Annotated in this window: 9 protein-coding genes; 7 read left to right on the forward strand and 2 right to left on the reverse strand. The window is 48.4% G+C overall.

Features of this window, described 5'->3' with window-relative positions; all coding sequences use genetic code 11:
* Positions 1-15 precede the first annotated feature (15 nt).
* Positions 16-3,189 (reverse strand): TonB-dependent receptor, encoded by a 3,174-nt coding sequence (locus F3I09_RS24195; protein WP_188133939.1) that lies wholly within the window; start codon positions 3,187-3,189, stop codon positions 16-18.
* A gap of 379 nt (positions 3,190-3,568) precedes the next feature.
* Here F3I09_RS24195 and F3I09_RS24200 point away from each other — a divergent pair, with 379 nt between their 5' ends.
* Positions 3,569-4,600 carry a LacI family DNA-binding transcriptional regulator gene (locus F3I09_RS24200; protein WP_149697639.1) on the forward strand — a complete coding sequence of 344 codons (1,032 nt, stop codon included), beginning with the start codon at positions 3,569-3,571 and terminating at the stop codon, positions 4,598-4,600.
* Between the two features lie 71 nt (positions 4,601-4,671).
* Here F3I09_RS24200 and F3I09_RS24205 read toward each other — a convergent pair whose 3' ends face one another.
* Positions 4,672-5,040, reverse strand: a complete 369-nt coding sequence (locus F3I09_RS24205; protein ID WP_149697640.1) for a hypothetical protein — start codon at positions 5,038-5,040, stop codon at positions 4,672-4,674.
* 681 nt (positions 5,041-5,721) lie between these two features.
* On the opposite strand from F3I09_RS24205, the gene F3I09_RS24210 reads away from it, so the two are divergent.
* The 6 genes from F3I09_RS24210 (at position 5,722) to F3I09_RS34185 (ending at position 14,182) form a co-directional block, all read left to right on the forward strand.
* Positions 5,722-7,851 carry an alpha-glucuronidase family glycosyl hydrolase gene (locus F3I09_RS24210; RefSeq protein ID WP_149697641.1) on the forward strand — a complete coding sequence of 710 codons (2,130 nt, stop codon included), beginning with the start codon at positions 5,722-5,724 and terminating at the stop codon, positions 7,849-7,851.
* A gap of 24 nt (positions 7,852-7,875) precedes the next feature.
* The gene (locus F3I09_RS24215; RefSeq protein ID WP_149697642.1) at positions 7,876-8,625 is read left to right on the forward strand and encodes an SDR family NAD(P)-dependent oxidoreductase; all 750 of its coding nucleotides are present in this window, start codon (positions 7,876-7,878) and stop codon (positions 8,623-8,625) included.
* A gap of 21 nt (positions 8,626-8,646) precedes the next feature.
* Complete coding sequence (locus F3I09_RS24220) at positions 8,647-10,587, forward strand: sialate O-acetylesterase (protein ID WP_149697643.1); 1,941 nt, start codon at positions 8,647-8,649, stop codon at positions 10,585-10,587.
* 1 nt (position 10,588) lies between these two features.
* Positions 10,589-10,774 carry a DUF3606 domain-containing protein gene (locus F3I09_RS24225; RefSeq protein WP_188133940.1) on the forward strand — a complete coding sequence of 62 codons (186 nt, stop codon included), beginning with the start codon at positions 10,589-10,591 and terminating at the stop codon, positions 10,772-10,774.
* Positions 10,775-10,838: 64 nt separating this feature from the next.
* Entirely contained in the window at positions 10,839-11,579 is a 741-nt protein-coding gene (locus tag F3I09_RS24230) for an ROK family protein (RefSeq protein WP_149697645.1), read from the forward strand.
* Between the two features lie 335 nt (positions 11,580-11,914).
* Positions 11,915-14,182, forward strand: coding sequence for a glycoside hydrolase family 19 protein (locus tag F3I09_RS34185; RefSeq protein ID WP_188133941.1), 2,268 nt, complete (start codon positions 11,915-11,917; stop codon positions 14,180-14,182).
* Positions 14,183-14,244: the final 62 nt, after the last annotated feature.

The raw sequence follows: 14,244 nt of genomic DNA on the forward strand, positions 1-14,244 counted from the left end.
ATGCTTGCAAATGATTTAAAGTGAGATATTCGCGCCAAGCGTAAAAGTCCGCGTAGGCGGTGTGCTGGGCCCTAAGGTGATAGAACCGTTACCGTTCGTGTTCGCACGGATATTACCCGGATCAGCAACACCCTGTGTGCCGGTACCCGTTCCTTCCGGATCAATGCCTGTCTTATGTTTAAACGGAGAGAACAGCGTAGCGACATTATCCACCGTGAAGTACAGCCTGATAGACTGTGCATTCAGGCGCTTCAGTAACTCCGGATTAAAAGTATATCCCAGGTTAATGCTCCTGATCTTCACGAAAGTTGCATCATAATACCCCAGCGTAGTCCATGCAGTACTGATACTGCTGATACTGGCCTGTGGTTTCGGGAACCAGTTGGAAGGATTATCCGGTGTCCAGTAATCCACTTTGATACCATTACGTTTGCCATCCATTACCGTCAGGTAGGCAGCATTCGGCTGATGGATCTGGCTGATCAACATCCCTCCGAAACGTGCATACATCACCACACTCAGATCAATGCCCTTATAGGCAAACCTGTTGGTCAATCCACCCTGCAGTCTGGCATCCATACTGCCAATCACATAGCGGTCGTACAATGCACTGATCTGGCCATCAGGTTTTCCATCCGGACCACTATGATCTTCAAACCTGATCTGTCCCGGCACAGCACCATATTTCGCAGCCTCTGCTGCTTCATTGGTCTGCCAGATGCCTAGCTTCTTGTAATCATAAATAGCCGACATAGGATGTCCTACAAACAGCTGGTTCGCTACATCCTGGGTTACCTGGTTGCTTAATTTCAGGATCTTGTTCCTGTTGAAGAAGAGGTTCAGATCAGTGGTCCAGGAGAACCCGCTCTTTGACCTGATGTTGACAGACGATACGCTAAACTCCATCCCCTTGTTCTGCATTTCACCGATGTTCGTCTGGTAAGCGCCCGCTACACCCGAAGTAGGCGGAAGGGTTACACTATACAGTATCCTGTTGGTTTTGGCATAATAATAATCTATACTACCTGTCAACCTGTCTTTGAACAGGCCGAAGTCTACACCCACATTGCGTGTCTGTGTATACTCCCATTGCAGGTTCGGATTAGGCAATGTATTTACCTGGTAACCCGTCACAATACTGCTGCCATAGTTGTACCTGATCACATTGCCTGGCGCCGTCAGGAAGTTATTGTTGGTCACAAGTCCCAATGATGCATATGGATTAACAGCCTGGTTGGATGTTTGTCCCCAGCCCGCCCGCAGCTTCAGGTTAGACAGATACTTCACCTTACTCATAAACGCTTCCTTACTGATATTCCAGCCTGCGGATACCGCCGGATAGGAATGCCATTTCTGACCCACTGCTAATCTTGAAGAACCATCCATACGACCCGTCAGTGTGAACATATAACGATCGTCAAAAACGTAATTGATCCTCGCCATATAAGACAACAATGCCCATGAACTTTCACTGCCACTCACAACAGCTGCAGGTGTTACATTGGATTGTGCCAGGTTATAGAATTGTACAAAATCTTCATTGATAGAGTCTTTGGATACTTGTGTATTATGCATATGGTTCTCCTGTACGCTGTACAATCCTGTAAAGCTGATACGATGCTTCTGTGCGATGGTCTTGTCGTAATACAACAGGTGCTCCAGTGTATATCCCCACGATTCTTCATTGTTTACAGAGGCCGTATTCCCCTTGAAACCACGGAAGAACGCGGGATTGGCAGGAGTATTAGCACTCTGGAACTGGTCGCTTTCCTGCTGACGGTAACTCAGACCCAGGTTCACCCGGTAACGCAGTCCATCCAATATCTCATATTCACCATACAGGCTGTTGTTGGTAGTCAGCCTGCGCACTTTGTCCACCCAGTTATTGTTGTTCCTTTGCAGCAACAGCGGACTATAAGTCGGATAGTTATTATCATCTACATTCCCATTCGGCAATGGAATAACAGCGCCAGTACTGTCATATGCCGGCATCAGCGGACTCATTGCCAGTATGGGGAACATCGTGGCAGCGGCCACAAACTGTGAACCATTGGTAACGCCCACCTGGTTGAGGGTTGTAATCCCCACCTTGATCCGCTTGCCGATACGGCTGTCAATCGTCGCCCTGAGGGAATAACGGGTAAAATCCTGTCCCGGCAATACGGCCTTCTCTTTATAATAACCACCCCCCAGAGAGAAGTTATTACCGCCGTGCCCGCCTGTTACAGTGATGTTATGATTAGTACGATATCCTGTGCCATACATCAGATCCTGCCAGTCAGTAGTCCTGCCGCTGGCAATGGACTTCTGTTCTTCCGGCATATAACCCTGTCCCCAGGTAGAAGTATTACGCATCGCCTGGTACTCCTGCGCGTTGAATACCGGGTATTGGTTGGCTACAGTGCTGACTCCATGATAACCGCTGTAAGCGATCCTTGTATCGCCACTCTTACCACGTCTGGTCGTAACGATGATCACACCGTTAGCGCCCCTGGAACCATAGATAGCAGTAGCAGAAGCATCTTTGAGCACATCAATGGATGTGATATCATCAGGATTCAGATCATTGAGCGTTCCTTCAAAAGGAATACCATCTACCACGAACAATGGTTCATTGGAACCACTGATGGACCTTGTGCCTCTAACCCTGATCTGTGCGCCTGAACCGGGAGTAGTACCGGCACGCTGAATTTCCAGACCTGCCGCCCGTCCCTGTAATGCCTGCTGCAGGTTAGCTGCCGGCACTTCACGCAAGGTGGTTTCATTCACTGAAACTATTGACCCGGTTACGTCTTTCCTCTTCTGTGTACCATATCCCACTACTACCACTTCTCCTATATCTTTTGCCACAGGCAACAGTTGTACATTCACTTCTGTTCTGCCGCCCACTACAACCTCCTTCTCTCCAAATCCCATACTTGATACTATGAGCACAGCCTGTGGTCCGGCTGTAATGGTAAACTCCCCGTTAACGTTGGTCACAGTACCATTCGCTGTCCCCTTTACCTGTACTGTTGCTCCGATAATTGCTGTCCCCAGGTCACTGATAACCCTGCCTTTAATTGTTTTATCCTGCTGAGCAAAACTTACCGCAGGAAAGGTAAGCTGGCAAAGTAGCATAACGGCCGCCCAGAAGACCGTATACTGCCACCATTTACCCTTACAGCATTGTAGATGTAGATTGACCATTTTCCCGTATTTGATTGATGTAAATGAAATCGGTTGTAATGTACAATAAGTCAATACCAGCATTGATTACACACAGGAATGTACCGCATAGCCCTCCGGGCTACTTACGCAAGTGAATTGCCAGTAGTTACGAAGTCACAGTAAAGGGTTGCTAATAGCCTTGAGCAGGCAGGAAATGAGCTTTCTGTTTTTCATTAAACCGTTGGCACTAGCCTTCTTTCGTTTATTTCGTGGAACCCTTGAAAATGTGCTTACATAGTGGAATCTTTAAATCAGCGTTTTCACACAACGAATATAATACTTTTCATAAAAATTACAACCGATTGTATTTTTTCCATAAAATATTTCTGCTTTTATTTGCACGGGAAACACTCTTGTCATGTCAGAAGAAAAAGAAATCACGATCTACGATATAGCCAAACATCTGAACATTTCACCTACGACGGTCAGTCGCGGGTTGAAAGACCATCCCACTATTAATATAAAGACCCGTAAAAAGATCGCTGAAGCCGCCCGGCAGCTGGGCTATCGTTCCAATACCTTTGCCAGCAGCCTGCGTAGCAAACGTACCCAGACACTGGGCGTTATTGTACCAAGGCTCAATAGTAGTTTCATGTCTTCTGTATTGGCCGGCATGGAGAATGCGGCCAGCAGGGAGGGTTATAACCTGATCATCGCACAGTCACTGGAGCAGGCAGACAAGGAAATGGAGAACGTAATGACCATGTTTAACAAAAGAGTAGACGGACTGCTGGTATCCCTGGCCCATAGCTCAGAGAACGTCCGGCATTTCGATGTGTTCTTTAATAAAAAGATCCCTGTCATCTTCTTTGACCGTGTAGCCGCTCATCCCGACAGCACCAGTATTATTATAGATAACTTCACCGCGGCCTACCAGGTCACCCGGCACCTCATTATGCAGGGCCATAAACGTATTATGCACCTGGGAGGCAATATGTTACTGAATGTTTATTCCGAAAGACTAAGAGGCTACAAACAGGCCTTGCAGGACCATAAACTACCTTTCGACGAAAAACTGGTCATAACAGGCACCCTCACCGAAGAATGCGGCACAGATGTCGCCAAACAGCTTCTGAAACTGAAACCCAAAGACAGGCCGGAAGCCGTCTTCTCTGCCAACGACACTGCCGCCGTTTACTGCATGATAGCCCTCAGGAACGCCGGTGTCAACATCCCGGAAAACATCGCCTTTGCCGGCTTCAATAATGACCCTATCAGCAGAGTAATAGAACCCAACCTCACTACCGTGAACTATCCCGGTTACAACATGGGACAGGCTGCAGTCGCCAGCCTTGCCAGCCACCTGAACGGGGATACTAACATCACCAATACCAATACGATTGTACTGAGATCTGAGCTGATCATCAGAGCGTCTTCAGGAAAGAGGTAATAATATCAGCACAATTGTGCCCCGATTTGAGCTGATTAGCAGGGAGCTACCAGGTGAACAGGAAATAACCGCTACAACTTACACAGGATAGTGCATTTGCTAAGGTATTCCTTATTAAAGAACGTTGTATAATGCGCGGTCTTCCGCAATTCCATCGTCGCAATATTCAGCTCCCACACCGCGGCATCAAGATATGGTATACTCACTAACAACTCGACTGTAAACGCATCTTTCTGACGGATATCAAATACGGGACTCGTATCAATCGTGGTTACAACACCTTCATCCCATACCGTTATTTCGAAATCTCCAGCCACTACCACCCACTTTTCATCTTCACTAATCACCCCACAGGTCGGATCCCCATAAAACCAGTTCAGATATGTTACCTCCCGGGTATCCAGGTGAAGCAAATAAGCATTCTCCGAGAGGCTGACCATTCTAAGATTCTTACCTATGATATACTTATCCGACCCACCAAGAGTGAAATAAGCATTATATAAATTCGTAAACAATTCACACATAAGGGCTGCAAAAATAATACATCTCTCCTTTAATATGCAAATTGCGGTAAACATATGCCCACCTACGGCAGTCGGCTTGAACTAAAGGCCGTCCCCCATCCATAAGCCCTCCTAATGTAGCGGATGGTTTCAGGTGGAGACCAAAGGGCCTTATCCCTTTGAGAGTGCTGATACGATTGACCAGGGGTTTAATAACTATTCAAAAGCCAACCACGATTGAGAAAGCCCAATAGTAAGGTCCTCGAAAAGGGATACAGCCCGTGGTCCCACCTGAAACCGCAGCAACATCCCCCGAACCATCCCCAAAAACAACAAAACGTCATCAAACACACCCTCCTATCACGCGTGAGGCATACTTGAATATGAAATCATCATTAATAGGGTATAACCATTGTGATAAAACATCCCCGTTATCGTCACCCCGGGTTGAAACCCGGGGCTACAAACACACGCCCACCTACGGCGGTCGGCTTGAATTCAGGCCATCCCCCCTTCCACAAACCCTCCGCTATACCATCCCCAAAAACAAATCTTTGTAATTAAATTTCTTTTCCCGACTTTTACGCAACCGATTGTAATTTCTACAACATCCCCGTTATGAGAAAAACACTATTACTGCTGTTGTTATCATGCCTGGCACATGTATTACACGCCGAAGACGGCTACGATCTCTGGCTCCGGTACAAACGCATAGACAACAACATGTTACTGACATCCTACAGGAAAACCATCACCGCTATCCAGGTGGCAGGCCAATCCCCCACCATGGACGCAGTAAAAAAAGAACTGGAACAGGGATTGAACGGTTTACTCGACACACATATCACAGTAACCAGCAAAGTTGCCGGCAATACACTCATCGCCGGTACCCGTGAAGCATTGACAGCATTAAAGCTACAAGACAACCAGACACCAGCAGAAGGCTTTCTCATCACTTCAAAAACAATTGACAATAAGCACTATACAATCATCACCGCCAACACGGAAACAGACGTACTTTACGGCGCCTTCCACCTGCTGAGACTCATCCAAACCCACCAATCCATTGAAAACTTACACATCATATCTTCTCCCCGTGTTAAACTCAGGCTGCTGAACCACTGGGATAATCTGAACAGGTACGTAGAACGCGGATACGCCGGCATCTCCATCTGGAACTGGCATACCCTGCCCGACTATATAGATGACCGTTACATCGATTACGCAAGAGCTAATGCATCTGTCGGCATCAACGGTACAGTACTGAACAACGTCAACGCCAACGCCACTATACTCACAGCGCCTTACCTCCGGAAAGTAGCAGCGCTGGCCAATATACTCCGCCCCTACGGCATCAAGGTATACCTCAGCGCCCGCTTCAGCGCTCCCATGGAGATCGGCCACCTGAAAACTGCCGATCCGCTCAACGATACCGTACGCCAATGGTGGCAAGCTAAAGTAAAAGAGATCTATCAGCTGATCCCTGACTTTGGCGGCTTCTTAGTAAAAGCCAACAGCGAAGGACAACCCGGCCCTCAAAGCTATGGCCGCAGCCATGCAGATGGCGCCAATATGATGGCAGACGCAGTAGCGCCTTTCGGCGGCATCGTTATCTGGCGCGCCTTCGTATACGATCCACAAGCAAATGACAGGTTCAAACAGGCCTATGCAGAATTTACTCCGCTGGATGGTAAATTCAACAAGAACGTACTGGTACAGGTGAAGAACGGACCTATCGACTTCCAGCCAAGAGAACCCTTCTCTCCATTGTTCGGCGCTATGCCGCAGACGCCGTTGATGATGGAATTCCAGCTCACCCAGGAATACCTGGGTCAGGGCACACACCTCGTATACGAAGCGCCCCTGTTCAAAGAAGTACTCGACGCAGATACACATGCCAAAGGCCCGAACAGCTCCGTAGCAAAGGTCATCGACGGTAGTCTCTATGAACATACACTATCAGGTATCGCAGCCGTATCCAATATCGGTAATGAACGCAACTGGACAGGTCATCTCTTTGGCCAGGCAAACTGGTATGCGCTCGGCCGGCTAGCATGGGACTACACGCTTACCAGCGAACAAATAGCTACAGAATGGATCCAGCAAACATTCAGCAACGATCCAGCCGTGGTCACCTCTATCAAACAGATCATGCTTACCTCCCGCGAAGCTGTCGTGAACTATATGACGCCCCTCGGCCTGCATCATATCATGGGCAACGGCCACCACTATGGCCCTGCCCCCTGGAGCAACAATGCACCCCGCCCTGACTGGGACCCCATATATTATCACAAAGCAGACGCAAAAGGTATCGGCTTTGACAGAACAGCTTCCGGCACCAATGCATTACAACAATACCAACCTGCCGTAAGACAGCTGTACGCCGACAGCAATACCTGCAGTGACCAGTACCTGCTATGGTTCCACCACGTTAGCTGGCAGCATAAAATGCATTCCGGCAGAACCCTGTGGAACGAGCTTTGTCATAAATACCAGGAAGGCGTAGACAGTGTCAGCGCCATGCAGCAAAGATGGGAACAGCTTAAACCCTATATTGATCCGGAAAGATTTCACCAGGTACAGATGCTGTTGGCCATCCAGCACAAAGATGCTATCTGGTGGCGGAATGCTTGTCTGCTATACTTCCAGACCTTCTCCCAAATGCCTTTCCCGGCCAGTTACGAAAAACCAGACCATACACTCGAATACTATCAACAACAACATTTCCCTTACGCACCGGGAAACTGATATACCTTAAATAAACAGATCGATATGGATACAGCAAACAAACGAGTAGCAATAGTAAGCGGCGGAGGCTCAGGTATAGGACTCGCTATCACGGAAAAATTCATCAGCAGCGGCATACACACCGTGATCGTGGGCAGGGATGAAAAGAAGCTGCAGGCGGCCAAAACACAACTGGGCGATCTCTGTTATCCAATCATCCATGATGTAAGCAACCTGCCTTCTATTCCGGATCTCATCAGAAAGATCATCGACCAGTTCGGACATATTGATATCCTGGTGAATAATGCCGGCATCAACATGAAGAAAGATTTCATCGACATCACTGACGAAGAATTCCAGCAGGTCATCACTACCAATCTCTGTTCCGTATTCTCTATTTCAAGAGAGGTAGTAAAACACATGTTACCAAAAGGCAGTGGTAGTATTATCAATATAAGCTCTATGGCGGCCCAATACGGTATGCCAAGGGTAATCGCCTATACCGCCAGTAAAACGGCAATAGACGGCATGACAAGGGCCATGGCGGTGGAATTATCTCCAAAAGGGATCCGCATCAATTCCATTGCTCCCGGTTTCATCGAAACAGCGATGACAGCCAAAGCATTGAACGCTGATCCTGAAAGGAAACAGAAAGCCATCGGCAGAACGCCCATGGGGCACATGGGCCTTCCTGAAGATGTTGCAGATGCAGCACTCTTTCTTACTTCGGATGCTGCCAGGTATATTACAGGGGTAATATTGCCTGTAGACGGCGGTAATTCAATTGGATTCTAAGCTTCACATATCTCACGTTTTATGAAGATTTTTCGTTTGTTCCTCCTTAGCACAGTAATAAGCAATTCCATTTGCGCACAGGTCAGGCTTCCCCGCCTGATCAGCGACAATATGGTATTACAGCGGGAGACCCAGCTAAACCTGTGGGGATGGGCAACCGCAGGGGAAAACATCACCATCAGCTTTGCCGGTCAACAATACGAAACGATCACTCCTGCGGATGGCCACTGGCGGGTGGCCATTCCGCCAATGGAGGCTGGCGGTCCCTACGACATGAAGATCGATGCCAGCAATCACCTCACCATCAGGAATATCCTGATCGGTGACGTCTGGCTTTGCTCCGGACAATCCAATATGGAGCTGTCTATGATACGGTTAAAAGACAAATATCCCGCCGTGATCGCGGCTGCCACCAATCCTAATATCAGGGCTTTTAATGTCGCCACCAGGATGAATTGGCAACAGCCTTTGGAGGATCTTGAAACCGGCTCCTGGGCATCGGCCGACCCGGAATCTATACTACAGTTTTCCGGCGTAGGATATTTCTTTGCAAAGGAGCTCTACGAAAAGTACCATATCCCCATCGGCATCATCAGGGCCGCCACCGGCGGATCAACTGCTGAAGCATGGTTAAGCGACGAAGCACTGCAACAATTTCCCGGCATCTATAACTCACTCAAACTAAAAGATCCAAAGTACCTTGACAGCATACGCAAGGCTGATCAGCAAGCCAGCGACGACTGGTACGGCAGATTGTGGTGGCAGGATAAAGGCATGCAGACGACTGTAAAATGGTTTGACAGCAGTTATAACCCGCAGGACCGGAAGACGATGAATATTCCCGGGTACTGGACAGACCAGGGATTAAAGAATATACACGGCGTTGTATGGTTCAGAAAAACCATACAGGTACCTGCAACGATGGCTGGACAGCCAGCCAGATTATTCCTGGGAAATATGGTCGACCGCGATTCCGTATACCTCAATGGTCAACTGGTCGGCGCTACGCAATATCAGTATCCTCCGAGGAAATATCCTATCCCTGCCGGCATGCTGAAGAAAGGTGCAAACACCATCGTTATACGACTGATTAACTATAGTGGTAACGGCGGCTTCTATCAAGACAAGCCTTATCAGCTGTTCACTGCTACCGATACCGTCGACCTGAAAGGACCATGGCAATATCAACTGGGCGCCGCTACTGCGCCTATACCACCTGCTATGACCTTTTATACGCAGCCCCTGGGGCTGTACAATGGCATGATAGCACCGTTACTGCCCTACGCTATTAAAGGTGTCATCTGGTACCAGGGAGAAGCCAACTCTGACAGGGCAGCGGAATACAGTCAATTGTTCCCGGCACTGATAAAAGACTGGCGGATAAAATGGGCTGCTATGCATCCTATGAAGAACTTTCCCTTCCTCTATGTACAGCTGACCAGTTATATGGCCAGTTATCCGCAACCTACCAACAGCAACTGGGCCCTCTTACGGGAAGCACAGTCAAAGACACTCTCCGTTCCCAATACCGCTATGGTTGTAACCACAGATATTGGAGAATGGAATGATATCCATCCGCTCAACAAAGAAGATGTAGGCAAACGCCTGGCCCTGGCTGCCCGTAAACTGGCATACAATGATAGCCTGGTGGTTAGCTCCGGTCCTCTCTACAAGAACATGACCATAAAAGGGAACAAGATCATCCTGCAATTCACCAATACCGGAAGCGGTCTGTTGGCAAAAGGCGGTCCGCTGAAACACTTCGCTATTGCCGGAGCTGATGGCAAATTCAGGTGGGCACATGCAGCAATAATAAACAATACCGTAATTGTCTGGCATGAATCCATCAGCAAACCTGTAGCGGTACGTTATGCCTGGGCTGATAGTCCGCTGAATGCCAACTTGTTTAACAAAGAAGGACTTCCTGCATCGCCCTTCAGAACGGACGATTTCAACTTTTAATATGTCTGATAACAAAACCAATGTCGGTCAGCAAGACAGTATAAGAATTGATACCAATGATCCTGCAGAAGTGAAATATGTTCACAGACAGTTTCCGCACCTTAAACACGAACAAATACTGGAGGCCATCAAAAATAAAGGCCCCTTCCGGGAAGATGTTATCAAATATCTGCAGAATCTGAAGTAATTTCATTGAAGCGCCCTGCGTAACGAAACGCAGGGTTTTTCACTAATTACAATCCCGGTAAACAATGACATCATCCGATCACATTTTAGCAATAGACATAGGCGGTTCACACATCAAAGGCACTATTCTCAACAGCAAAGGCGAATGGCAGATGGAATACAAACGGCTCCCCACACCTGAGGAGGCGAAACCGGCGGATGTACTGGCAACCATTTCCACACTGGTCAGGGACATGCCGGCCTATGACAAGGTCTCGGTAGGCTTCCCCGGTTATGTACGCAATGGTATCGTCTATACCGCGCCCAATCTGGGCAACCCGAACTGGAAGAATATCGACCTGGGCCAGCAAATTGCCGATCTGCTGGATAAACCGGTAAGGCTCGTCAACGATGCAGACCAGCTTGGCCTGGGCGTGGTCAGCGGTAAAGGGTATGAACTGGCAGTCACACTGGGCACCGGGTTTGGCACCGCATTGCTGATAGATGGGTACCTGCTGCCTCACCTTGAACTGGCACACCACCCCGTTACCCGGGAGCACGATTACGACGAATACATCGGAAATAAAGCCCTGGAAAGAGAAGGTAAAGAGAAATGGAACAAACGAATGGAACGGGTGCTGGAGATCCTGAAAACCGTCTTTAATTACGACCGGCTGTACATAGGGGGAGGAAGTGCAGACGAACTGACCATTCCCCTGGATGATAACATTCACATTTTCACCAATAAAGACGGTATTAAAGGCGGCGCAAGGCTATGGGATATGGAGGACAAGTATCACATCAGCACAAACCATCCCAAAAAATAGGGAACGCATACATAAAAAATTATCTCCTCAACAGGTACCAGACGTGTACTCATACGTCATAGTATGCGTACACGTCTGGCTGCTTATCACAGCAGGCAATATTTGCAGATAAATTAAATATTAATAGTGCCAGCAAACAAACACCACAATCAAACATAACGTAAACAGGAAAGAAAGCCTATCTTTTGTTTTACTCAGAATAATCATTTGCATTACTCAAAATAATCATCGCTAAAACCCGCTGCAAGCAATTGTCTCCAGCGGGCAAGCCATGTCGTATTCACCATAAAATCCCGTCTTCACCGTCTATTCACTGAAAACCAAATAGTATATCCATGAAAATCCATTACAAACTGCCTGCTGTCAAACGATGGCTCAGGCGAAGCTTTATTGCATCCTTTCTCCTATGCTGCATGGCGGCGACAAACAATGGCTACGCGCAAACCTTTAGCGATGTGCTGGCCGCCTCTGAGTGGAACACATTGTTCCCCCACCGCTTTAACCCGGACGACCGTTCCGGCTCCGGGATACCGCCTACTACTCCGGCAAAGGATTTTTATTCCTATGCCAACTTTGCTGAAGCAGTAAGCCGTATGAGCAACATTAAGATCATCGTGGAAAGACGCTGCGGCACCAATGCCTACCGTCTTACACGTATTGACAAGACAACAGGGGCATCCAAAGTGATCCGTACGGATGTTGACTTCAACATCTCCACTAACAACATCCTCACGGAAACACTGGACTATGCTTCCTTTGCGGGCGAAGGCGACCTGACTGTACGCAAACGTGAGTTGTGTGCTTTCCTGGCCAACATCTCGCAGGAAACTACCGGTGGCTGGCCTACTGCGCCGGATGGCCAGTATGCCTGGGGCCTTTACTTCCGCGAAGAGCAGGGTTACGAAAACACTAACAACATCGGCTACCGTGTTGATGATGCCGTGTATCCTCCTGCGCCCGGCAAATCATACCATGGCCGTGGCCCTATTCAGCTGAGCTACAACTACAACTATGGCCAGGTCAGTGAGTTCCTCTTTGGCGATAAGAATGTACTGTTGGCAAATCCTGAAAAGGTGATCCAGGACGGTGTGATCGCTTTCCAAACAGGTATCTGGTTCTGGATGACACAGCAGTACCCCAAACCTTCCTGCCATGATGTAATGATCCCCGGTAAATGGACGCCTACCAGCGAGCAGACAGCACTGGGCCTGCGTCCCGGCTTTGGCGCTACTGTCAATATCATCAATGGTGCTATAGAGTGTGGCAGCGGTTCAGAAAACAACACGGTACTAAGTCGTATAGGCCACTTCCAGCGTTACGCCGGCATCAAAGGCGTAAGCATTGAGCTGAACGGCGGTAATAACTCCGTGAACTGCGGTTGTGCTAATATGCGCCCTTTCCCAATTGATGCAGCGGAGTGTAGCAAGATCGCTTCACTCAAATTCACCTCACCTGCTAACGGTATCCTGAACGTAAGCTCATTATCAGCCATTACTCTGTCAGTATCTAAAAATGATCCGAATAGTGAGATTACACAGGTATTTATCAAGATAGATGGCAAACGCCTGTCCGGTACTTCCGTACAATGGACGCCATCTGCTTATAACTCCTACACCGCTACAGCCGTGGGTATCCGCCCCGGTAAAGATTCTGTGGTGACCAGCACTACCTTCGCAGTATGGAACTCCCAGACATTTGAAGGCTGTGCAGGCCTGCCCCTGTGGAGTGCTGCAGCAACCTATGCTACCGCAGGTACTATCGTGCGTTACAACAGTACCATCTATCGCAACCTATGGTGGGCTGGTTCTGCTGATGTTCCAGGTGTCAGCTCCGCATGGGCCGTAGTAGGCGCCTGCAATGGCACTAACCCTCCTACTGATCCTCAGGATCCAAATGAGCCTAATGATCCTTCAAAGGCGCCTATCGGCCAGACCATCTGGCTGAAGGGCTTTAACGGCCAGTATGTGAGTTCTGAGAACGGAGCAAAGGCCATGAACTGTAACCGTCCTACTGTACAGGGCTGGGAACAATTCCTGGTGGTAGACGCCGGTAACGGTAAGATTGCGCTGAGCAACCAGGGTAAATATGTAACTTCCGGCAATGGCGCTACAGCGATGACCTGTGACCGTACTTCTATACAGGGTTGGGAACAGTTTACCTGGATCGTGAATGCAGATAATACTATTTCTCTGCAAGGTAACAACGGTATGTATGTAAGCTCTGAGAACGGTGAAAAGGCAATGAACTGTAACCGTACTTCTATACAGGGTTGGGAGGCCTTTAACTGGGGCGTAGTGGGTACAGCCAGAGTGGCAGCAGTTGCTCAGACAGTAGCGCCTGCAAGCAACACCAAAGCAGCTACCGCTTCCGTATATCCTAACCCGATAGTAAAGGGTAGTACCTTTACCGTCGCCCTGGATAAGGTGGACGCCAAACAACCGGTACGGATAACCATACTGGACATCAATAAGAAAGTAGTAGCTACCAGAACAGCCAGCACTGGCGTGGTGAAAGTTTCTACTGCCGGCATCCCTTCAGGATTCTATATTGTGGTGATCAGCAATGGTCGCAATACAATTACTAATAAAATAGTGATACAGTAAAATAGTCACATGGCATAAGATAAATGAGGCCGCCTCTTTCTTTTGAGGCGGCCTTTTTATAT

Origin of the sequence: Chitinophaga sp. CF418 (genome assembly GCF_900142925.1) — a bacterium.
Taxonomy (GTDB): Bacteria; Bacteroidota; Bacteroidia; order Chitinophagales; family Chitinophagaceae; genus Chitinophaga.